General features: G+C 68.4%; 24 protein-coding genes, 1 pseudogene and 1 riboswitch. Of the genes and pseudogenes, 10 read left to right on the forward strand and 15 right to left on the reverse strand.

The genetic code is table 11. The annotated features are described in order from the left end of the window. Positions 1 to 18: 18 nt before the first annotated feature. Complete coding sequence (locus V8690_RS30985; protein ID WP_338785515.1) at positions 19 to 576, forward strand: helix-turn-helix domain-containing protein; 558 nt, start codon at positions 19 to 21, stop codon at positions 574 to 576. A 131-nt stretch (positions 577 to 707) separates the two neighbouring features. On the opposite strand, the gene V8690_RS30990 is transcribed toward V8690_RS30985, so the two are convergent. After that, on the reverse strand, positions 708 to 1292 hold the full coding sequence (locus V8690_RS30990) for a M23 family metallopeptidase (protein WP_338783392.1): 585 nt from the start codon (positions 1290 to 1292) through the stop codon (positions 708 to 710). Positions 1293 to 1565: 273 nt separating this feature from the next. On the opposite strand from V8690_RS30990, the gene rpsB reads away from it, so the two are divergent. The 6 genes from rpsB (at position 1566) to V8690_RS31020 (ending at position 6858) form a co-directional block, all read left to right on the forward strand. After that, a complete protein-coding gene (rpsB, locus tag V8690_RS30995; RefSeq protein ID WP_338783393.1) occupies positions 1566 to 2495 on the forward strand; it encodes a 30S ribosomal protein S2 in 930 nt (309 codons plus the stop codon). 151 nt (positions 2496 to 2646) lie between these two features. After that, positions 2647 to 3483: a translation elongation factor Ts gene (gene tsf / locus V8690_RS31000; protein WP_338783394.1), complete on the forward strand. Its 837-nt coding sequence runs from the start codon at positions 2647 to 2649 to the stop codon at positions 3481 to 3483. A gap of 182 nt (positions 3484 to 3665) precedes the next feature. After that, a complete protein-coding gene (pyrH, locus tag V8690_RS31005) occupies positions 3666 to 4424 on the forward strand; it encodes a UMP kinase (RefSeq protein WP_190053450.1) in 759 nt (252 codons plus the stop codon). Positions 4425 to 4589: 165 nt separating this feature from the next. Next, entirely contained in the window at positions 4590 to 5147 is a 558-nt protein-coding gene (gene frr, locus V8690_RS31010; RefSeq protein ID WP_031120910.1) for a ribosome recycling factor, read from the forward strand. Then, positions 5147 to 6274: a phosphatidate cytidylyltransferase gene (locus tag V8690_RS31015; protein ID WP_338783395.1), complete on the forward strand. Its 1128-nt coding sequence runs from the start codon at positions 5147 to 5149 to the stop codon at positions 6272 to 6274. The genes frr and V8690_RS31015 overlap by 1 nt, the downstream gene beginning before the upstream one ends. 134 nt (positions 6275 to 6408) lie before the next feature. After that, entirely contained in the window at positions 6409 to 6858 is a 450-nt protein-coding gene (locus V8690_RS31020; RefSeq protein WP_338783396.1) for an SRPBCC family protein, read from the forward strand. A 193-nt stretch (positions 6859 to 7051) separates the two neighbouring features. Here V8690_RS31020 and V8690_RS31025 read toward each other — a convergent pair whose 3' ends face one another. The 12 genes from V8690_RS31025 to V8690_RS31080 all read right to left on the reverse strand — a co-directional run bounded on the left by V8690_RS31025 (position 7052) and on the right by V8690_RS31080 (position 14001). Next, a complete protein-coding gene (locus V8690_RS31025; protein WP_338783397.1) occupies positions 7052 to 8287 on the reverse strand; it encodes a site-specific integrase in 1236 nt (411 codons plus the stop codon). Then, positions 8287 to 8484 (reverse strand): helix-turn-helix domain-containing protein, encoded by a 198-nt coding sequence (locus V8690_RS31030; RefSeq protein ID WP_338783398.1) that lies wholly within the window; start codon positions 8482 to 8484, stop codon positions 8287 to 8289. The genes V8690_RS31025 and V8690_RS31030 overlap by 1 nt, the downstream gene beginning before the upstream one ends. Positions 8485 to 8486: 2 nt before the next feature. Then, positions 8487 to 9875 (reverse strand): replication initiator protein RepSA, encoded by a 1389-nt coding sequence (gene repSA, locus V8690_RS31035; RefSeq protein ID WP_338783399.1) that lies wholly within the window; start codon positions 9873 to 9875, stop codon positions 8487 to 8489. Further along, complete coding sequence (locus V8690_RS31040) at positions 9872 to 10327, reverse strand: Pycsar system effector family protein (protein ID WP_338783400.1); 456 nt, start codon at positions 10325 to 10327, stop codon at positions 9872 to 9874. The genes repSA and V8690_RS31040 overlap by 4 nt, the downstream gene beginning before the upstream one ends. Continuing rightward, positions 10324 to 10527 (reverse strand): hypothetical protein, encoded by a 204-nt coding sequence (locus tag V8690_RS31045; protein ID WP_338783402.1) that lies wholly within the window; start codon positions 10525 to 10527, stop codon positions 10324 to 10326. The genes V8690_RS31040 and V8690_RS31045 overlap by 4 nt, the downstream gene beginning before the upstream one ends. An 88-nt stretch (positions 10528 to 10615) precedes the next feature. Next, positions 10616 to 10933, reverse strand: coding sequence for a SpdD-like protein (locus V8690_RS31050; protein WP_338783403.1), 318 nt, complete (start codon positions 10931 to 10933; stop codon positions 10616 to 10618). A gap of 12 nt (positions 10934 to 10945) precedes the next feature. Next, on the reverse strand, positions 10946 to 11101 hold the full coding sequence (locus V8690_RS31055) for a hypothetical protein (RefSeq protein WP_338783404.1): 156 nt from the start codon (positions 11099 to 11101) through the stop codon (positions 10946 to 10948). A 12-nt stretch (positions 11102 to 11113) separates the two neighbouring features. After that, positions 11114 to 11305: a mobile element transfer protein gene (locus V8690_RS31060; RefSeq protein ID WP_031108984.1), complete on the reverse strand. Its 192-nt coding sequence runs from the start codon at positions 11303 to 11305 to the stop codon at positions 11114 to 11116. Position 11306: 1 nt separating this feature from the next. Continuing rightward, positions 11307 to 11501: a hypothetical protein gene (locus V8690_RS31065; RefSeq protein WP_338783405.1), complete on the reverse strand. Its 195-nt coding sequence runs from the start codon at positions 11499 to 11501 to the stop codon at positions 11307 to 11309. Positions 11502 to 11520: 19 nt separating this feature from the next. Next, the gene (locus tag V8690_RS31070; protein WP_338783406.1) at positions 11521 to 12207 is read right to left on the reverse strand and encodes a DUF2637 domain-containing protein; all 687 of its coding nucleotides are present in this window, start codon (positions 12205 to 12207) and stop codon (positions 11521 to 11523) included. Positions 12208 to 12289: 82 nt separating this feature from the next. After that, positions 12290 to 13645, reverse strand: coding sequence for an FtsK/SpoIIIE domain-containing protein (locus tag V8690_RS31075; RefSeq protein ID WP_338783407.1), 1356 nt, complete (start codon positions 13643 to 13645; stop codon positions 12290 to 12292). Between the two features lie 2 nt (positions 13646 to 13647). Then, on the reverse strand, positions 13648 to 14001 hold the full coding sequence (locus V8690_RS31080; RefSeq protein WP_338783408.1) for a hypothetical protein: 354 nt from the start codon (positions 13999 to 14001) through the stop codon (positions 13648 to 13650). Between the two features lie 160 nt (positions 14002 to 14161). Here V8690_RS31080 and V8690_RS31085 point away from each other — a divergent pair, with 160 nt between their 5' ends. Beyond that, positions 14162 to 14893, forward strand: a complete 732-nt coding sequence (locus V8690_RS31085; RefSeq protein ID WP_338783409.1) for an XRE family transcriptional regulator — start codon at positions 14162 to 14164, stop codon at positions 14891 to 14893. Positions 14894 to 14985: 92 nt separating this feature from the next. Further along, a complete protein-coding gene (locus V8690_RS31090) occupies positions 14986 to 15456 on the forward strand; it encodes an NUDIX domain-containing protein (RefSeq protein WP_338783410.1) in 471 nt (156 codons plus the stop codon). Here the strand turns inward: V8690_RS31090 and V8690_RS31095 are convergent. Then, positions 15444 to 16004 (reverse strand): HD domain-containing protein, encoded by a 561-nt coding sequence (locus V8690_RS31095; RefSeq protein ID WP_338783411.1) that lies wholly within the window; start codon positions 16002 to 16004, stop codon positions 15444 to 15446. The two genes, V8690_RS31090 and V8690_RS31095, sit on opposite strands and share 13 nt — an antisense overlap. Positions 16005 to 16445: 441 nt before the next feature. Beyond that, a complete protein-coding gene (locus V8690_RS31100; protein WP_338783412.1) occupies positions 16446 to 17699 on the reverse strand; it encodes a RelA/SpoT domain-containing protein in 1254 nt (417 codons plus the stop codon). A gap of 337 nt (positions 17700 to 18036) precedes the next feature. Here V8690_RS31100 and rlmN point away from each other — a divergent pair. Beyond that, positions 18037 to 19142: pseudogene (gene rlmN / locus V8690_RS31105) on the forward strand (23S rRNA (adenine(2503)-C(2))-methyltransferase RlmN). 71 nt (positions 19143 to 19213) lie between these two features. Next, positions 19214 to 19320: riboswitch (TPP riboswitch) on the forward strand. The last annotated feature ends 22 nt before the right edge of the window (positions 19321 to 19342 follow it).

Raw genomic sequence — 19342 nt, forward strand, 5'->3', positions numbered from 1 at the left:
AGGATTCGAGCGGCCTCCGTGGCCGAGCACCGGTCGATGCAGCGAGCCGCCCTGCTGGACGCGGCTCGTTCCTTGTTGTCCGAGGGGGGTACGGAGGCGCTGACCTTCCCGGCCCTCGCCGAGCGGACGGGGCTCGCGCGCTCGTCCGTCTACGAGTACTTCCGGTCACGGGCGGCCGTGGTCGAGGAGCTGTGCGAGGTCGACTTTCCCGTCTGGGCGGCGGAAGTGTCGGCGGCGATGGAGCGGGCGGGGACGGCCGAGGCCAAGGTCGAGGCGTATGTGCGGCAGCAGCTGGAGCTGGTGGGGGACCGGCGGCACCGGGCAGTGGTGGCGATCTCGGCGAGTGAGCTGGACGCCGGGGCCCGGGAGAAGATCCGGGCGGCGCACGGTGGGCTGGTCGCGATGATCGTCGAGGCGCTGGGTGAGATGGGACATGAGCAGCCTCGGCTGGCGGCGATGCTGGTCCAGGGGGTTGTGGACGCGGCGGTGCGGCGGATTGAGCTGGGGGCTGCGGAGGAGCCGGGCGTTGTCGCGGATGCGGCGGTGTCCGTGGCCCTGCGGGGTGTGCGGGGCTGAGCGGCGTTGGGGCCGGGGCGGGTGGGGGCGCAGCCCGGCGCCGCGGGATGCCGCTGCGCCCACCCTCCCCCGAGCTCTCGGCTGCACTCGAGCAGGGGCCCCATCACCCCGAGCGGCACGACTGCCCGCAGCTAGGTAGCCCCGTAGAGCGGCAGTAGTCGCGACGGGCCCCTGTGGAGCAACCAGGGTGGCAGCAGTGACAGTGGGTTCAGATAGGTCTCGCCCCTGCGCAGCCCCCAGTGCACGCACGTAACCGTGCAGTGCGAGCCCGCTGCGTCCACCGTGCCGATCACCTCGCCCGGTTCGACCTCCTCGCCCTCCTTAACCGTCGCTGTCACCGGCTCGTACGTCGTGCGCAGGGGTGGGTCGCCCGTCCCTGTCAGCTCCACCGAGACGACCCCCTTGCCGGCCACACGGCCCGCGAACGACACGCGGCCCGACGCCACCGTTCGTACCGGTGTCCCGGGGGCTGCCGCCAGGTCCACGCCTCGGTGGCCGGGGCCGTAGGCCGTTGCCGGGGGTTCCCAGCCGCGGAGGACCCGGGGGTGCAACCCCACGGGCCAGGCACGTCCCACCGTCGGGACGGTGGCGTCCGCGGCGGGTGGGGCGGCGTCGGCCGCGAACAGGTGTGGCGGCGGGGCCAGCAGGGCCGTCACCGTCACGATCAGCAGCAGTATCAGCCGCGTACCCACACGTACACATCGTTTCGCTCGCATGCGGAAAGCGTCCCGGACCGCTGCCCGGCACAGGCCGTGGCTGTGGACCGCCGTCCGGTTGTGGACAACGGCGTCACCCGGTGCCCCGCGGGTCCCGTACACTTCTGGTGGCGATCCGGGTCACCGGGTCGACTTCGCACGCCCCGATACGCACCCCGGAAACGGGCCGTATCAGCGCCCCTCGGTCCCTCGCGGCACGGCGCGCAGTGGGCGTCAGGCGCGGAAGTCATCCGGCATCCGCGGCACAACCGAGAAGCACAAGGAGATACGGCCATGGCCGTCGTCACGATGCGGGAGCTGCTGGAGAGCGGCGTCCACTTCGGTCACCAGACCCGTCGTTGGAACCCGAAGATGAAGCGGTTCATCTTCACGGAGCGCAACGGCATCTACATCATCGACCTGCTCCAGTCGCTGTCGTACATCGACCGCGCCTACGAGTTCGTCAAGGAGACCGTCGCCCACGGCGGCACGGTCATGTTCGTCGGCACCAAGAAGCAGGCGCAGGAGGCCATCGCCGAGCAGGCCACCCGCGTCGGCATGCCCTACGTCAACCAGCGCTGGCTGGGCGGCATGCTCACCAACTTCTCGACCGTCTACAAGCGCCTCCAGCGCCTGAAGGAGCTCGAGCAGATCGACTTCGAGGACGTCGCCGCGTCCGGTCTGACCAAGAAGGAGCTTCTCGTGCTCTCGCGCGAGAAGGCCAAGCTGGAGAAGACCCTCGGCGGTATCCGCGAGATGCAGAAGGTGCCCAGCGCCGTCTGGATCGTGGACACCAAGAAGGAGCACATCGCCGTTGGTGAGGCCCGGAAGCTGAACATCCCGGTCGTCGCGATCCTCGACACCAACTGTGACCCCGACGAGGTCGACTACAAGATCCCGGGCAACGACGACGCGATCCGCTCCGTCACCCTGCTCACCCGCGTCATCGCCGACGCCGTCGCCGAGGGCCTCATCGCCCGCAGCGGTGTCGCCACCGAGGGCAAGGGCGAGAAGGCCGCGGGCGAGCCGCTCGCCGAGTGGGAGCGCGACCTGCTCGAGGGCGAGAAGAAGGCCGACGAGGCTGCCCCCGCCGCCGAGGCCGCCCCGGCCGCCGAGGCTGCTCCGGCCGCCGAGGCTGCTCCGGCCGCTGAGGCCGCCGTCGCCGAGGCCGAGGCCGAGAAGCCGGCCGAGGGCGAGAAGGCCGCCGAGGCCGAGCAGGCCTGACCCGTCAGTCCGAGTTGACGGCGGGAGCGGTGACATCAACTCCGCTCCCGCCGTTCACCCGTAGGTCAGCGGAAGGACAGCGTCCCCCGGCTCCATGGGGCACATCCGCAGATCTTCGATCTTCCAGACTTCGAGAGAGATTCACAGACTCATGGCGAACTACACCGCCGCCGACGTCAAGAAGCTCCGTGAGCTCACGGGCGCCGGCATGATGGACTGCAAGAAGGCGCTGGACGAGGCCGAGGGCAACGTCGAGAAGGCCGTCGAGGCGCTCCGCATCAAGGGCCAGAAGGGCGTCGCCAAGCGCGAGGGCCGTTCCGCCGAGAACGGTGCCGTCGTCTCGATCATCGCCGACGACAACTCCTCCGGTGTCCTCGTCGAGCTGAAGTGCGAGACGGACTTCGTCGCCAAGGGTGACAAGTTCCAGGGCGTGGCCACCGCCATCGCCGAGCACGTCGCCAAGACCTCCCCGGCCGACCTCGAGGCCCTGCTCGCCTCCGAGATCGAGGCCGGCAAGACCGTCCAGGCGTTCGTGGACGAGGCCAACGCCAACCTGGGCGAGAAGATCGTCCTGGACCGCTTCGCGCAGTTCGCCGACGGCTACGTGACGGCGTACATGCACCGCACGATGCCCGACCTGCCCCCGCAGATCGGTGTCCTCGTCGAGCTGGACAAGCCGAACGCCGAGATCGCCAAGGGCGTCGCCCAGCACATCGCCGCCTTCGCGCCGAGGTACCTCTCCAAGGAGGACGTGCCGGCCGAGGTCGTCGAGTCCGAGCGCCGCGTCGCCGAGGAGACCACCCGCGCCGAGGGCAAGCCCGAGGCCGCCCTGCCGAAGATCGTCGAGGGTCGCCTCAACGGCTTCTTCAAGGACGCCACGCTGCTCGGCCAGCCCTACGCGCTCGACAACAAGAAGTCCGTCCAGAAGGTCCTGGACGAGGCCGGTGTCACCCTGAAGCGCTTCACGCGCATCAAGGTCGGCATCTGAGTCCGTACCGCGATCGACGCCCGGTCCCGATAGGGTCGGCAGCAGTCGTCCGGGTACGCCGTCACAGGGGTGGCGGACGACAGCAGATCTGACGAGGAGGCCATTGCCGTATGGGATGCGAACCACGCCCCACCGGCAATGGCCTTCTTCGTATGTGCAACACGTGAAAGAGGCGGAACCCCATGACCACCAAGGCCCAGAAGAGCGACGACGGCAAAGTACGCGGCCGGTTTCTGCTGAAGCTGTCCGGAGAGGCCTTCTCCGGCGGTGGGGGCCTGGGCGTCGACCCCGACGTGGTGCACAAGATCGCCCGCGAGATCGCGGCCGTCGTGCGCGACGGTGCGCAGATCGCGGTCGTCATCGGCGGCGGCAACTTCTTCCGCGGTGCCGAGCTCCAGCAGCGCGGCATGGACCGGGCCCGCTCCGACTACATGGGCATGCTCGGCACCGTCATGAACTGCCTGGCCCTCCAGGACTTCCTGGAGAAGGTGGGGGTGGACTGCCGGGTGCAGACCGCCATCACCATGGGCCAGGTCGCCGAGCCGTACATCCCGCTGCGCGCCGTACGGCACCTGGAGAAGGGCCGTGTGGTCATCTTCGGTGCCGGTATGGGCATGCCGTACTTCTCGACCGACACCACCGCCGCCCAGCGCGCCCTGGAGATCGACGCCGAGGCGCTGCTCATGGGCAAGAACGGCGTGGACGGGGTCTACGACTCCGACCCGAAGACCAACCCGGATGCGGTGAAGTTCGACCACCTCGGGTACGGGGAGGTCATCACGCGCGACCTGAAGGTCGCCGACGCCACGGCCGTGACCCTGTGCCGCGACAACAAGCTCCCGATCGTGGTCTTCGAGCTGCTGGCGGAGGGCAACATCGGGCGCGCCGTCAAGGGTGAGAAGATCGGCACGCTGGTGGGAGAGCCCGGCAGCCGGGACTGAGACCCGAGAACAACCCCGTCCGGGGGACGGACGGGACGGAGCCGGGCCGGGGGATGGACAATGTCCTGCCGGTCGGGAACCGTGCAGGAAGAAGACGCGACGCAGCCGGCCGCCGCCCCACATGGAACCGCAGCCGGGCCTACTCAAGACACGCAGGAGCAAGTGGTGATCGAAGAGACCCTCCTCGAGGCCGAGGAGAAGATGGAGAAGGCCGTCGTGGTCGCCAAGGAGGACTTCGCCGCGATCCGCACCGGCCGTGCGCACCCGGCGATGTTCAACAAGATCGTGGCCGACTACTACGGTGCGCCGACCCCGATCAACCAGCTGGCCTCGTTCTCGGTGCCCGAGCCGCGCATGGCCGTGGTGACCCCGTTCGACAAGAGCGCGCTGCGCAACATCGAGCAGGCCATCCGCGACTCCGATCTCGGCGTCAACCCGAGCAACGACGGCAACATCATCCGGGTGGTGTTCCCCGAGCTGACCGAGGAGCGCCGCCGCGAGTACATCAAGGTCGCCAAGAGCAAGGGTGAGGACGCCAAGGTCTCCATCCGCTCCGTGCGCCGCAAGGCCAAGGACGCCATCGACAAGCTGATCAAGGACGGCGAGGTCGGCGAGGACGAGGGCCGCCGTGCGGAGAAGGAGCTCGACGACACCACCGCGAAGTACGTCGCGCAGGTGGACGAGCTCCTGAAGCACAAGGAAGCGGAGCTGCTCGAGGTCTGATGAACGACTCTTCCTGGGGGGCGCCGCCACAGGCCGGGTACTGGGGGCCCACCGACCAAGGGCATGGCCATGGGCACGCCCACAGCCCTGGCCATGGGCACGTGCGGGGAGCCGCTTGGGCGGGTCCCGCATACGATGCGCATGAAGCGCCTCAGACTCGCCCCATGCCCATCGTGCCCGACGCAGCCGAGTACGGCGGAAACCAGGATGACGACCGGGGGGCTGCTCGGCTGAGCGGCTCCCCGGTCCGAAACGAGACGAATCCGGAGCCCATGCCCGACGCCGCAGACCCGGCACCCAAGCCGCAGAAGAAGAGCGCGGGTCGCGACCTGAGTGCCGCGATAGGGGTCGGGGTCGGGCTCGGCGCGGTGATCGTCGCGTCGCTGTTCGTCGTCAAGGCCGTGTTCGTCGGCGTCATCGCGGTCGCCGTCGTGGTGGGCCTGTGGGAGCTGACCAAGCGGCTGGACGAACGCAAGGGCATCCGGGCGCCGCTCGTGCCGCTCGCGCTCGGCGGTGCCGCGATGGTCGTCGCCGGGTACGTCAGGGGCGCCGAGGGCGCCTGGGTCGCCATGGCGCTCACGGCACTGGCCGTGTTGGTGTGGCGCATGACGGAACCGCCCGAGAACTACCTCAGAGACGTCACGGCGGGCGTCTTCGCTGCGTTCTACGTGCCGTTCCTGGCGACGTTCGTCGCGATGATGCTGACGGCGGATGACGGGCCGCAGCGGGTGCTCACCTTCCTGCTGCTCACGGTCGTCAGTGACACCGGTGCCTACGCCGTCGGCTGGCGCTTCGGCCGTCACAAGCTCGCCCCGCGCATCAGCCCCGGCAAGACCCGCGAGGGTCTGCTCGGCGCGGTCGCCTTCGCCATGGTCGTGGGTGCGCTGTGCCTGGAGTTCCTCATCGACGACGGTGCCTGGTGGCAGGGGCTGCTGCTCGGTCTGGCGGTCGCGGTCAGCGCCACGCTCGGCGACCTCGGCGAGTCCATGATCAAGCGGGACCTCGGCATCAAGGACATGGGCACGCTGCTGCCCGGGCACGGCGGCATCATGGACCGGCTGGACTCGCTGCTGCCCACGGCTCCGGTGGTGTGGCTGTTGCTCGTCCTCTTCGTGGGGTCCGGCTGAGGCGACACGGCTCTCACGGTTTCTCACGGCGAGCTCCCGTCCGATGGTCGACGGGGGCTCGCTGTTGTTGTGCGGAGGTGCCTGCGGCGTCACCAAGTGGGACGATTCAGGTGTACGCCGCAAAGGGGGACATCATGTCCAGTATTCGACAGACCGTCGACGTCGACCGGCGCCCCGAGGACGTCTACGACTACGTCACGGACGCCCAGCGGATCCCGGAGTGGCAGCTGAGCGCCGTGTCCGCGGAACGCCTCGACGAGGGGCCCGTCGGCGTCGGCTCCCGGATGCGGGTCACCCGGCACATCGGACGCCGGGTCATGCCGATGACCATGGAGGTCACGGAGTACGACCCGCCGCACAGCTGGGGTCTGCGGGGTGTCGACGGCCCTGTCCGGGCGCGGGTGCACGGCGAGGTCGAGCCGTTCGACGAGGGGCGGCGCTCCCACGTGACCATCGAGGTCGACTTCGAGGGCCACGGCATCGGCAAGGTCCTCGTTCCGCTCGTCGTACGCCCTCAGGTCCGCAAGGAACTGCCGCGCAATGAGCAGATCCTCAAGGACCGGCTGGAGCACGCGGGAGAGTAGGGCGGCGTCGGAGCGGACCCCGGAAGGCACCGTGTGCCCAGCGGTCGCAGGTCACCTGAATCGATCTGCGACACTGGTACGGCCATGCCTAAGCCCGGAGAACTGATGTGCTCCGGGCATGAAGAAGCCCCCTACCAGCGATGTTGTCGCCAGTAGGGGGCCGTCTTATGCCCTGTGGGCCGTCCCTGGGCCGTCAGGGCTCCTGGGCCGTGCCGAAGACACTGTCCAGGGCTCGGCGGGCCCGCTCGCTGCTACTGGGCATCAGGTGGGCGTAGACCCGCAGCGTCATCGCCGGATCGGAGTGCCCGAGGTATTCGCTCACGGCCTTGATGCTCTCGCCCGCGTCCAGGAGGACCGAGGCGTAGAAGTGGCGGAGGGCATGCATTCCGTGCTGCCGGGCGGAGGCGTACGGCTTGCCGGGCTCGGGCGTCGGGATGAGGCCGGCGGCCGCCAGGGCAGGCTTCCACTCCTGAATGTTGAAGTTGCTTCGCCAGACGATTCCGTCGGCCGTGTTGGTGAAAATCAGACGCCGTTCGGTGAGCGGGCCGTCAGGCCTGCCCCACGGCAGCTTGATGCCCACGGGCGGGTGACTCTTCATGTGCTCGCGCAGAGCGGAGGCCACCGAGGACGGCAGCGGCACATCACGCTCCTTGTTGCCCTTGGGCGGAGCGAAGACCGCGACGCCCCGGATCAACTTGACCTGAGCGGTGACCCGAAGGCTGTCGATGTCGAGCTGCAGGGTGTCGTCGGCCAGACCGACGATCTCGCCCTGTCGGAGGCCGCAGCCGCTGCCGACGTCGACCATGGCTCGGTAACGCTCGGGTAGAGCGTCGCGGACCGCACGCACCTGGGACGGGAGCCAGGGCACGACCCGGGAGGAGGAGACAGCAGGCGGGCGGACGGACGCAGCCGAGCACGGATTCCGCGCGAGGTGGCCGTCATCCACGGCGGCCGACAGCACCGCGCGGACGTTGGCATAGATGTTGCGCGCGTAGGTGCCGCCTATCGAGTCGTTCTCCAGGTCGCGAACGAACTCGCGGATGTGGACCGGGCGGAAGGACCCGAGCGGACGCGCCCCGATACGAGTGAAGGCGTGCAGCCGAAGACGGGTTTCCGCTCCGATGCGCGTGTTCAGATCGGTCGTCTGACCGGCGATCCAGCGTTCCGCGTACTGCTGGAAGGTCGTCCGGGCAGCCCTGGGATCGACGTACTGACCACGGGACATGTCGGCGGCCGTCTCGGCCAACCACTCTTCCGCCCGGCGCTTCTGACGGTCGGGGAAGGATCGGCTCTTCTCGGTGCCATCCGGGCCGACGTACCGGGCCCGGTAGCGGAGACCATTGCCGTACCGGTCGGTCTTGACCCTCACCGGCTTGCCGTCCGGACCCGGTTCGGTCTTGTACCAGCGGTCTTGGATGTGTCCGGCCATCAGGCGGCCTCTCCAAGCTGGGAGTCCACCCAGGCCCGTATGTCGGTCGGGTCGAAGCGTAGGTGTCGGCCGACTCGGAAGCCGCGGGGGCCGGTGCGCTTGCGCCGCCATTGGTAGACGGTTTCGACGCTGGGGAGTTCGAACATCTCGACCAGGTCCTCAGGGGTCAGAAACCGGTTCGGCAGTTCTGCGGCCATGGTCAGCACTCCCTTTCGTCGGTGAGTTGGTCGCGTAGGGCTTCGCGGGCGGTTTCGCGGTTGAGTTGGAGGTCGCGGGCGATGGTGGCGGCGAGGGCGGATTCGCCGGGGGTGTGGCCGTGTCCGGCGTACTGCCAGTCGGCCAGGACCAGGACGGTGTCCGGCTCGACGTCCTCGAGGCCGAGGGCGGCGTGTTCCTGGGCGGCGCGGTAGTCGGCGCGGGCCTGGCGGAGGTCGCCGAGGGTGGTGGAGTAGCGGCGGGACTTGGAGGAGAAGTGGCCCCGGAAGCCGAGCATGTGAGCCCAGGCCCACAGGCGCCGGTCGGGATACAGCGGGTCGAGCTGCTTGCAGGCCTGGATGAGGCTGCGGGTGTGGTTGGGGACCTGGTGGCGGTCGAGTTCGGCGAGTTCGCCGATGCGGCGGTCCAGGGTGCCGGTGTTCTCGGCGGCCTTGGTGGCGTACTTGGCGACGTAGGAGGCGACGGCCTGTTCGGTGATGTCGGAGCCGTCGCCGAAGGCCTTCACGGGCCGGACGTCGAGCTGGGTGCCCCAGCGGAAGGTGCGGGCCGGTTGATCCTCGGCGGCCGGGACGGAGACCGACGTGTAGGAATGCACGACGGCGGCGCGTATCGCGTCGTCGAGCAGCTGCACGGTGGCCCAGGCCGGGGGCGGGGTGTCTGGTCCCTCGGGTCCGTCGATGCGGATCACGGCATGGAAGTGGAGAGCACCACGCTTCTGGAACTCGGCGACCTTGCCGTAGGAGAGGCGGGCGCACTCTTTCAGCTCGCGTTGGGTGATGCCGGCGCGGGCTGCTATCTCGCGGCGGAGCCGGTTGGTGAAGCGTTGCCAGAGCTGTCCGGCGTGGTTGTTGAACAGCACGGCGCCCGCGTAGTCGTACGTCGCCGGGTCCAGGGCTGTGCCCAGTTCCGGTGCTTCCGGGGCGTGGTGGGTGCCGCAGCGGCAGACGCCTCGGTCGGGCCGGTTGTGGACCGGACCGAAGGAGGGGGCGGTGAGGGTGGCGAAGACGCGGGGGTGGTCGCGGACGGTGGCGGGGATGTCGCGTCGGTCGTCTCCGGCCAGGCCCGCGCGGATGAGGTGGTAGGTGTCGCCTGCGTAGGTGAAGGCGCAGGAGGGGCAGCGGGAGGCGCGGCGGTTGCCGCAGGCGACGCGGAGGCGTCCGCCGGGCTCGTGCTCGGTGGAGTAGTGGTGCAGGGTCTCGCCGGTGGTCTTGTCCTTGGTGAGGGTCCAGCCGGTGAGGTGGATGGGGTCGGCGCAGCCGCCGGTGCGGCGGATCTGGTCGTGCCAGCGGTCGAAGCCCGGAGACCCGGCCACCCGGAGCAGATCGCCCAGGGTGGTCGGGTCCAGGCCCGCGAGGATCGCGGGGTTGGTCATACGGTGCCTCCGGCTGCGATCAGGGCTGCGGTGATCAGCAGGGCGCCGCCCATGCGAGTGAGGTCGACCGCCCGCCTGAGGCCGGTGAACTTGGCGACGGCGATCTGGGACAGGTTGGCGATGTGCTGGGCACGCCGGTCGTCGGCCAGTTCGGCAGTGATCTGCTCGGCGGTCAGCGTGGCCCACAGGGGAAAGCCGACCCGGTGAGTCCCGCCCAGGTTGGGGCGGACGGAGCCGAGCAGAAGACCGATCGCCGCGACCAGCAGGACCATGCCCGCGCCACCAACGAGGACGGTGGCGAGGTTCAGCGGTGCGTCCTTGGCGACCGTCCAGGCACCAGCCAGGGCCGCGCCGACGAAGGCGAGCAGCAGGGCGGTCTTGTTGTCGGTGCGGGCGATCTCTGCCTTGACGTCGGCCAGGGCGGCCGTCAGGTTCTGGTCCGGGGCGCTCATGCGCTCACTCCCAGGTCGGCGGTGGTCAGGCGCGCGCGAAGAGGCGCGGTGCCGGTGCCGGAGCAGAAGGGGCAGTCGACGCTGGTGGTGGGCAGGTGTCCACGGTGGTCGCGGGTGCCGGACGTGACGGCGACGGTGGGGAAGCCGTCGCAGTTCGGGCAGATCCGGGTGGTTGTGGTGACCGGCGTCGGGCGGGTCATGATGGGGGTTCCTTCCGGTTGTGAGATCGGACAGGGACGGCGCCCGGAGCGGACAAGACTTGGCGGTTGAGGCCGCTCCGGGGGCCGGTCAGCGCCGCTTCGTCTCCGAGGCGAGCAGCGAGCGCAGGACGACGGCGCACACAGCGACCGAGGCGCCGGTGATGGCGACCGCGAGGAGCATGGAGACCAGGACGGCGCCGACGACCAGGACCACGGCGGTGCCGCCGCCGACGAGGGCGAGGGCGGTGCCGGGGGTGAGCTGCACCGTCGGCCGGGACGGGGCCGGGGCCACCGGGGCGGGCGGCGGGGTCTGGGCGGCCGGGACGCTAGTGGTCGGCTCGACGACGGCGGGCGGTGTGACGTGGCCGGTCGGCGTGGGCATGGTCGGGATCTTCGGGCGGAACATCAGCGATCTCCTCTACTTGACGAAGGTGTCGATGGCGGGGGCCAGGACGCTGTCGGCGAGGAGGAAGCCGCCGAGCAGCAGGACCGTGATGAGCCACCAGGGCGGGCGGATGAGCTTGACGCCGAGGTAGCCGACGACGAGCAGCGCGAGCCAGAGCGGAACCTGCATGGCGGTTGCCTCCTAGCGGACGCGGCAGCGGTGGGTGCGGGCGGCGAGCTGGGCGGCGGACTGGCTGGAGTAGTCGGAGGACCAGCCGCACCGGTCGGCGGTGCACACGGCGGCGTACTTGGTCTGGCCGTGCCGGTCGCGGTGGGTGCCGATCTGCACCGGGCCGATCCGCATCACGGAGTGGAAGTGGTCACGGGCGGGCATGTCAGGCGGTTTCCTCTCGGGTCAGGGCCGGGTCGGGGAAGGCGGCGCGGATACCGGCGGCGGTGGCCGGGTTGGTGGTGCGGCTGGCGGCTTCCTCGGCGAGCAGGTGCGCGAGGAAGGGCCGGTTCGCGGCGGCCATCTCGCGGGCGGCGTCGAGGTGGTCGGCGGCGGTCAGGTCAGCCGGGTCACTGGTCATGGCGTGTCTCCCGTCGATGTCAGGCGAGTTGGGCGGCGATGGCGTCGGCCAACTGGGGCGGGACACCGAGGCGGGCGCGCAGAGTGTCGGCGTCGATCGGCGTACCGGTACGGGTGCGGTGGTCGTCGGCGACCTTCCGGGCGTGGTCGACCAGCGCAGCCGGGACCGGCGCAGCCGGAGCAGAGGGCGCAGCTGCGGCAGGTTCGGGGGCGGGAAGCGCGGGAGCTTCCTCAGCCCCGGGAGCGGAAGACTCTTCCAACTCCGTGTTGGCGGGCAGCGGTTCGGGCTCGATGTCGGGCGCGGGAGCCGCGGCTGCGGGTGCCGGCGGATCCGGCACCCGGTCCGTGGCCGAGTGAGCGAGGAGCGTTCCGCCCATGAACGCCAGCGCGGGCCAGGCGGCTACGAGGATCCGCAGCCAGGCCGGGACGTGGTCGAGGTCGAGGAGTCCAGCGGTGGCGACGTTGGCGCCGAGCGAGGCGACCAGGGCGATCACGAACCAGCACCAGGCCAGCCGGGACGGGCCGTGCGAGCGCAGCCGCCGCCAGGAGGCGACCAGGAGCAGGTCCACGCTGATCGGGTAGGCCCAGGCCTTCCAGCCGTCCTGTCCGGCAGCGGCGGCCAGGTCGTGGAGGTGGGCGAAGGACAGCGCCCCGGCGATGACGGCCTGGACCAGGACGGCGTCGACGCGGAGAGCGGGGCGAGTCATCACGGTTCCTTCCTGTCGTGAGGCATGGCGGGGGTAGGGACCTGGCGCGAAGCGGTCACGCCGACCGGTTAAGCGGGAAGAGTCAGGCCGTGGCGGGGGCAGTCTTGGACAGCGGCACCCGAGCCGAGGGCAGAGAACCAGTCGCGGGCCGGTAGGCCGCCAGGGCGGGCACATTGGGGGTGCGGTCGACGTACCTGTTGCAGGTGTTCACGGCCTGGCGCAGCGAGGTGTGCGGGGCGCGGATGCGGTGCCAGCCCCCGGTGGAGTCACCGGCGATCGCGATGCCTCGAGTCTCGGCGGGTATCTGGATGGCGGCCAGGACGGCGTCCGGGGAGATGTCGCCGAAGGCCATGTTGGCGCTCGTTTCGTCGTTGACGCGGTGGGCGGTACGGCCGGTGAGCTGGGCGCGGAGCATGGTGATGCCCTTGCCGAGCTCGGAGCCGAAGCGCTGCCCGCAGATCTCCAGATAGATGCCAGCGGCACGGCCGAGCTGAGCGAGACGGACCAGGGCCGTGATGATCCGGTCCCGGCGCTTCTCCTCCTCCTTACTGGCGAACAGGGCGAGTTCGGCGACCTCGTCGACCAGGACCACGACCGGCACCGGCCGCAGGTCCTCGCGCAGGTCCCAGATGTCGGCGGCGATCTCCGCATCCGGCACCGCGACACTGATGCGCTGCTCAGCCCGGATCAGCTGGTAGACCTCCCCCATGTGCGACACCAGCGCTTCCAGCAGCTCCAGCGCGGTGTCCGGGTTGTCGGCCAGCGCGGAGAACCGGCGTGCCAGCGGGAACAGCTCGACCCCCTGCTTGCAGTCGATGCCGACCAGAGCGACGTGGTGCGGGGCCAGACCGGCCACCAGGTTGCGCTGGTAGACGGACTTGCCAGACTCCGTGGCCCCAAGCGTCAGACCGTGCGGGACGGCGCGATAGTCGCGGTAGTGCACCGAGCCGTCCTCCCGCAGCGCGACGGGAACCCGCATAGGGGCAGGGTCGACCTTCGCGGGCATCTGGACCCGCTTGAGCACGTCATAGCCGGTCATCCGCACCTCGACGACGCCGGAGCGGACCTCTCGGGAGGTCACGCCGTACATCCCGAAGGAATGGCGCAGCCGGTCCGTCGAGGCCGCCACGTCGAAGGCGTCCTGGCCGGGCCGGAGCTTGAGCCGAAGGACCAGACCGGTCCGGGTCGGGCGCAGCCGCAGGATGCGCGGCGGGCGGGACTCCGGCACCGGCCGGTTAGCCACACGAGCAAGGGCCAGCCGCCAGCGCGAAGGCGGGACCGTCAGACCGCAGGCGTCCATGACCGAGGCGTAGCGAACCAGGACCCGCAGCGTGGCGAGGATGATCCCGAAGGTCAGCCAGTACCAGGCGGGGCGCCGCCACCGCAGGAGACCCGCAGCAGCGACGACCACAACCACAGCGACCATGAACCACGTCATGATCAGGCCGCCTCAGATGCCGAGCCGGTGGCGGCCAGCGAGGTCACGGCGACCGCGCGGAACGCGATCCCGTGGCGCTTCTGCCCGTTGAACTCGTTCTCCCACGCCGAGGCGACCAGCCCCGTCAGGGCGACCGGGGTACCCATGGTCAGGTCCTCGGAGACGCCGGGCTGCGGAACGGTCAGCTTGAGGATCTCCACCTCATCCGGCGTGGAGAACATGACCTCCACGGTCATCAGCGTCACGCCGTCCTTGTCGAGGGCGATCTCACCGGTACGACGGTCCTTGACCTTGGGCTGCGGAGCCTTGGCAACCATGACGGTCGCGTTGGCGGTGTCGACGGGAATCTGACGCATGGTCTGTCTCCTGAATTTGGAGGGCTGTTCGAACCGACGGAAGCGCCGGTGAGATCAGGAGACCGCGAGAGGCAGTGGACGTATCACGGTCCGTATGGACGTTTAGGGACGTCTGAGCTATCGTCAAAACGTCCCTAAGAAGTCCTACGAGAGGAGAGCCATGGCGAACGAGCGTCTGCGCGCGGCGATTTCAGCGAAGGGCGAGACCATCCAGTCCCTGGCTCAGCACGTCGGGGTCGACCCCAAGAGCGTGGAGCGCTGGATCACGACCAACCGCACGCCGCACCGGGGACACCGCTGGAAGGCCGCGAGCTTCCTCGATGCCGATGAGGTCTACCTGTGGCCGACCGTCGAGAAGCAGGCCGAGTCCGCCAGCACATCCGAGCTGATCACGTACTACCCCCACCGGGGCGCGGTTCCGGCAGCGCTGTGGTCATCGCTGATCGAAAAGGCGAAGGACCAGGTGGACATCCTCGTGTACGCAGGGCTGTTCCTCTTCGACAACCACCCGGACCTGCCGGACCAGTTGGCGGAGAAGGCCAAGGCCGGAGCCCAGGTTCGTGTCCTGCTTGGCGATCCCGACTCCGGGATGGTCCGCCAGCGCGGCGAAGAAGAGGGCATAGGGGGCGACCTGGCCGCACGTGCCCGGATTACGCGGCGCTACCTCGAACCGGCGATGACGACGCCCGGCGTCGAAGTCCGGTTGCACGACACGATCCTCTACAACTCGATCTACCGGTTCGATGACGACGTGCTGGTGAACCCGCACGTAATCGGAGCCCCCGCCGGACAGAACCCTGTGCTGCACTTCCGCTACATCCCGGGCGCCCGCACCTTCCGGCACTACATGCGCAGCTTCGACTACACCTGGGAGCGCGGTCGACCCGCATAGGCAAGCGCCGACACGTTGGAGACCGGGGCTGCGGGCGCCGGCGGAACCGGCACCTGGTCTCCGGCCGACGACGAGCGTGCGACGCTGGAGTCATGGCCCGAGTCGACTACTTCAACGATCCGAACGCGCCGAAGGCGAACAGCATCGTGCCGTCCGTAACCGCGGTGGCCCTCAACGACGCCGGGGAAGTACTGCTGATCCACAAGACGGACAACGACCTATGGGCCCTGCCCGGTGGCGGGGTCGACGTCGGCGAGTCGGCACCCGATGCGGCTGTGCGTGAGACCAAGGAAGAGACCGGGTTCGACGTCGAGGTGACGGGACTGGTCGGCACCTACACCAACCCGGCTCACGTCATGGCGTACGACGACGGCGAGGTCCGCCAGCAGTTCTCGATCTGTTTCCGAGCAAGCATCGTCGGCGGCGAGCTGCGCACGAGCAGCGAGAGCAAGGAAGTGGCGTTCGTGCATCCCAGTCGGCTGGACAGCCTGAACATCCATCCGTCGATGCGGATGCGGATCGATCACGGCTTGGCTGACCGCCCTGGGCCCTACGTCGGTTGATCGCCTAGGCGAGCGAGCGTCCGACCGACAGCGGCGCCGAGGTACGGCCGCGCCTTGCTGATCGCGTTGTGCACCTCGCTACCAGGCTCGTAGCGCTCCAAGATCTCGTCAATACGGCTGTCGAAGACGAAGGACTGACCGGCCGGGCCGGTCGTCATGTCCGCATAGATCAGCGCGTCCAGGACCGGGGAGTCCTCTCGGTCGTACACCTCCAGCTCGGCGGTCAGGCCGCGCTGCTCAGCCTCGTACACAGCGCCGGAGTGGTGAGCAACCAGGCGCACGAGCCGGGAGGGCGCACCAAGCGTCTCCAGATACCGCGCACCATCGAGGGGATGAAAGCCCGTGTCCCGCAGTTCGGGGGCGTAGCCGATGTCATGCAGCCACGCGGCAGCGACAAGCAGATCACGGTCACCCTCGGACACTGCCGCCGAAGCTTCGCGAGCACGAGCCGCTACGGCCTGAGTGTGCAGCCAGCGATTCCCGAGCGGAGGCAACAGAGACTCGGCCAGCTCGGCCGCACCTTGAGGCGTGTCTAGGGCAGAGGACATAGATCGCACGGTAGCCCAGCGGGCACACAGCCGACAGCCCCGGACGGGTCCAAGGGATCATGGCGCGGTAAGACTTTCCCTACTTCATCAAGTGCCCGCGCACGGCGCGGGCGCGCGCCGCCTCTGCGGCGCGGCCTGCCTCCTGTCTGCGCCCCGGCTGGCCGCGCCCGGCGGCGCGCTCGGCGGCTGCGGGCATGAAGAGGGAGACACCCTCTGTGGCTGGGGCGGTCGGCTCCACGGCTTTAGGCAGCCACTTTGGGGCGAGCCTCGAAGATCATGGCCCCAACGTCGTGCTTTAACGGGCAGGTCCACAGACTGCCCGACGCGCCGGAAGCTTACGGGGCCATGATCACTCGCCCCAAAGCAGCTCCAGCCCAAAGCCGCTCCGCCGACCTATCTGCCCGGCAGCGATCGTGGAGGGGTTTATTCGGGATCACTTCATCAGGGGCGAATCTGGCGCACCCTTTCCGTGATTGCCTGAACTCGATCAGTGGCCTCGGCTAGGTAGCTGGAGGGCGGGACATCCCTTCCGTGCACTACATTGTTTCGCACCCTCCGCAGCAAATCGATCTCATGACGAGTCTCCCCGTCCAAAGCCGGTAGGCGGTTGATTAGCCGGATGATTGGTAGTGGCATTCGCATTCGCTCGTCGCCTTCCGTCGGGGCAAGGTTCCGCAACGACTCTTCCAGCTCTACCCAGCTTGTAAGGAAATGGCCGATCTGTTGATGCATTCGTGCGCTTTGAGAACTAGGGTCAAGTGAAGCAGTGTCTGCGTCAACCTGAACCGAGTTGAAATGCTCGTATCGCGAAGCATCTTCAGCGAGAAGAGCATCAATGACCTGCTCCGCGAGGGGGCGCATCTCGACGTTGTCGTGCAGTGATGCCAGATACGGAGCCAGGTCGGTAGGTGTCTCCTTGTTCAGCTGCCTCAAGAAATTGAACAGCAGGTCTACTCGGCCTAGGCCCGAGTCCCCGACCGGCTCATCTAGTATCTTGCCTGCCTGACTCAGTAGATATGCTGCGAGTTCGTAGTGATTGAGGAATTGGCCGTTCCTGGCAACTCGATTCTCGCTCGCCTCTTGCAGCATCTTGAGTGACATTTCGCCAGCGATAACCAATCCATTCAGTTGGTCCAGAATTACCTTTTCCTCCTCGGACAAGTCGCCCGATAACGGCTTGTAGGCGAGGTCATGCTCCACCTCTGACCAAGCGTGCATAAGTACTGACGCGACCTGTACCTCGACACGCGCCTTGGCGTACCGTTTGTCCAGATCGATTAGCTCGCGTTCCTTGAGGCGAACTCGATAGTGAATTGCCGAGTATCCGGAAAATTCCTTCCCGGGTGACCTCTTGTTGGATTCGGGGAAAACTTTCTTCTCAGTCAGATCGAGCAAGCGATTGACGGCCTTTTCTACCTGGTTTTGCTCGCCCGGGAAATAAAGTGCAATGCGGACGCCTGCCAGGTCGACAATGTCGTCATAGATGTCCTCTACTGTCTTGTATTTCTTTCTTGGTCCACGCTGTCGGCACTTCTCTTCTAGGCGCGTGATGTCCTTTGCGCGGTACGTGACGATGCACCGGACGCCTGATTCTTTGAGATCTCTTTCCAGCGCTTGGGCGACTAGATGTGCCGCCCTGCTGTAAAAGTCGTACTCCTTCGCATAGCGTGCAATGAAGTGATCAACGATTTCCATGGACCCCCCAAGGAAGTGCTGGGCTTTCCGGTACTGCGTCTACGTGCATACGTAGGATGCCGCAGGGAGGGGCTGGCGCGGGGGCGAACGGCCCACCAGGTGCTTTCGGCCCGGCTACCTACGTCGGCCCAAGGCGGATTTGCCCGGGTTGCTTCGGGCGAAGAGCCACGTGCCGCAGTCATGCCGAAAACGCTTATCGCAACCGCCGAGCCAGCCTCCTGGGCCGTCCCTGGGCCGTCCGAGGCCGACCGAAGCTGACAGACGGCACCCACAGGTGACCACCCCCACCCCAGTCTGGCCTGGGCACCCGCAGTTGATCTGCCACACTGGATGGGTTATGCCTGCACCCGGAGAACTCACTTTCGTCGCCCCGCGCGGAGCCAAGAAGCCGCCGCGGCATCTCGCCGACCTCACTCCTGCCGAGCGCAAGGAGGCCGTTGCCGCTGTCGGGGAGAAGCCGTTTCGTGCCAAGCAGCTCTCGCAGCACTATTTCGCGCGGTACGCGCACGATCCGGAGCAGTGGACCGATATTCCGGCCGGCTCCGCGGTCGGCTTCAGGAGGCGCTGCTTCCCGAGCTGATGTCCGTCGTGCGGCATCTGTCGACCGACCAGGGCACCACGCGCAAGACGCTGTGGCGGCTGTTCGACGGGACGCTTGTCGAGTCCGTGCTGATGCGCTACCCGGACCGGGTGACCATGTGCATCAGCTCGCAGGCCGGGTGCGGGATGAACTGCCCGTTCTGCGCGACCGGGCAGGCGGGGCTCGACCGGAATCTGTCCACCGCCGAGATCGTGCACCAGATCGTGGACGGTATGCGGGCCCTCAGGGACGGCGAGGTGCCCGGCGGGCCGGCGCGGCTCAGCAACATCGTGTTCATGGGCATGGGCGAGCCGCTCGCCAACTACAACCGGGTCCTCGGCTCCATCCGGCGGCTCACCGACCCCGAGCCCGACGGGCTGGGGCTCTCGCAGCGCGGGATCACCGTCTCGACGGTCGGTCTCGTCCCGGCCGTCCACCGGTTCGCCGACGAGGGCCTCAAGTGCCGCCTCGCGATCTCGCTGCACGCCCCCGACGACGAGCTGCGCGACACCCTCGTCCCCGTGAACACGCGGTGGAAGGTGCGCGAGGTCCTCGACGCCGGGTTCGAGTACGCGGCGAAGTCCGGACGCCGGCTGTCCATCGAGTACGCGCTGATCCGGGACATCAACGATCAGGCCTGGCGCGGTGACCGGCTCGGGCGGATGCTCAAGGGCAGGCCCGTGCATGTGAACCTGATCCCGCTCAACCCCACGCCCGGCTCCAAGTGGACGGCCTCGCGGCCCGAGGACGAGAAGGCGTTCGTGGAGGCGATCGCGGCCCATGGTGTGCCGGTGACGATCCGGGACACCCGTGGTCAGGAGATCGACGGGGCGTGTGGTCAGCTCGCGGCCACCGAACGGTAGTCTGACCGGCGTAAGCACACGTGCAGACTGCGACACCTGCAGACTGCGATACCTGCAAATCCGACATCTTCACATTCCGACAGGGGAGCGCCACAGCGCTGAGAGTGCGGCACACGGCCGCAGACCCTCCGAACCTGGCCCAGGTCATTCTGGGTAGGGAGATCGGTCATCACTCGAGCTGTTGCGCCCTGCCCGGGACC

The organism is Streptomyces sp. DG1A-41, from assembly GCF_037055355.1.
GTDB lineage: Bacteria > Actinomycetota > Actinomycetes > Streptomycetales > Streptomycetaceae > Streptomyces.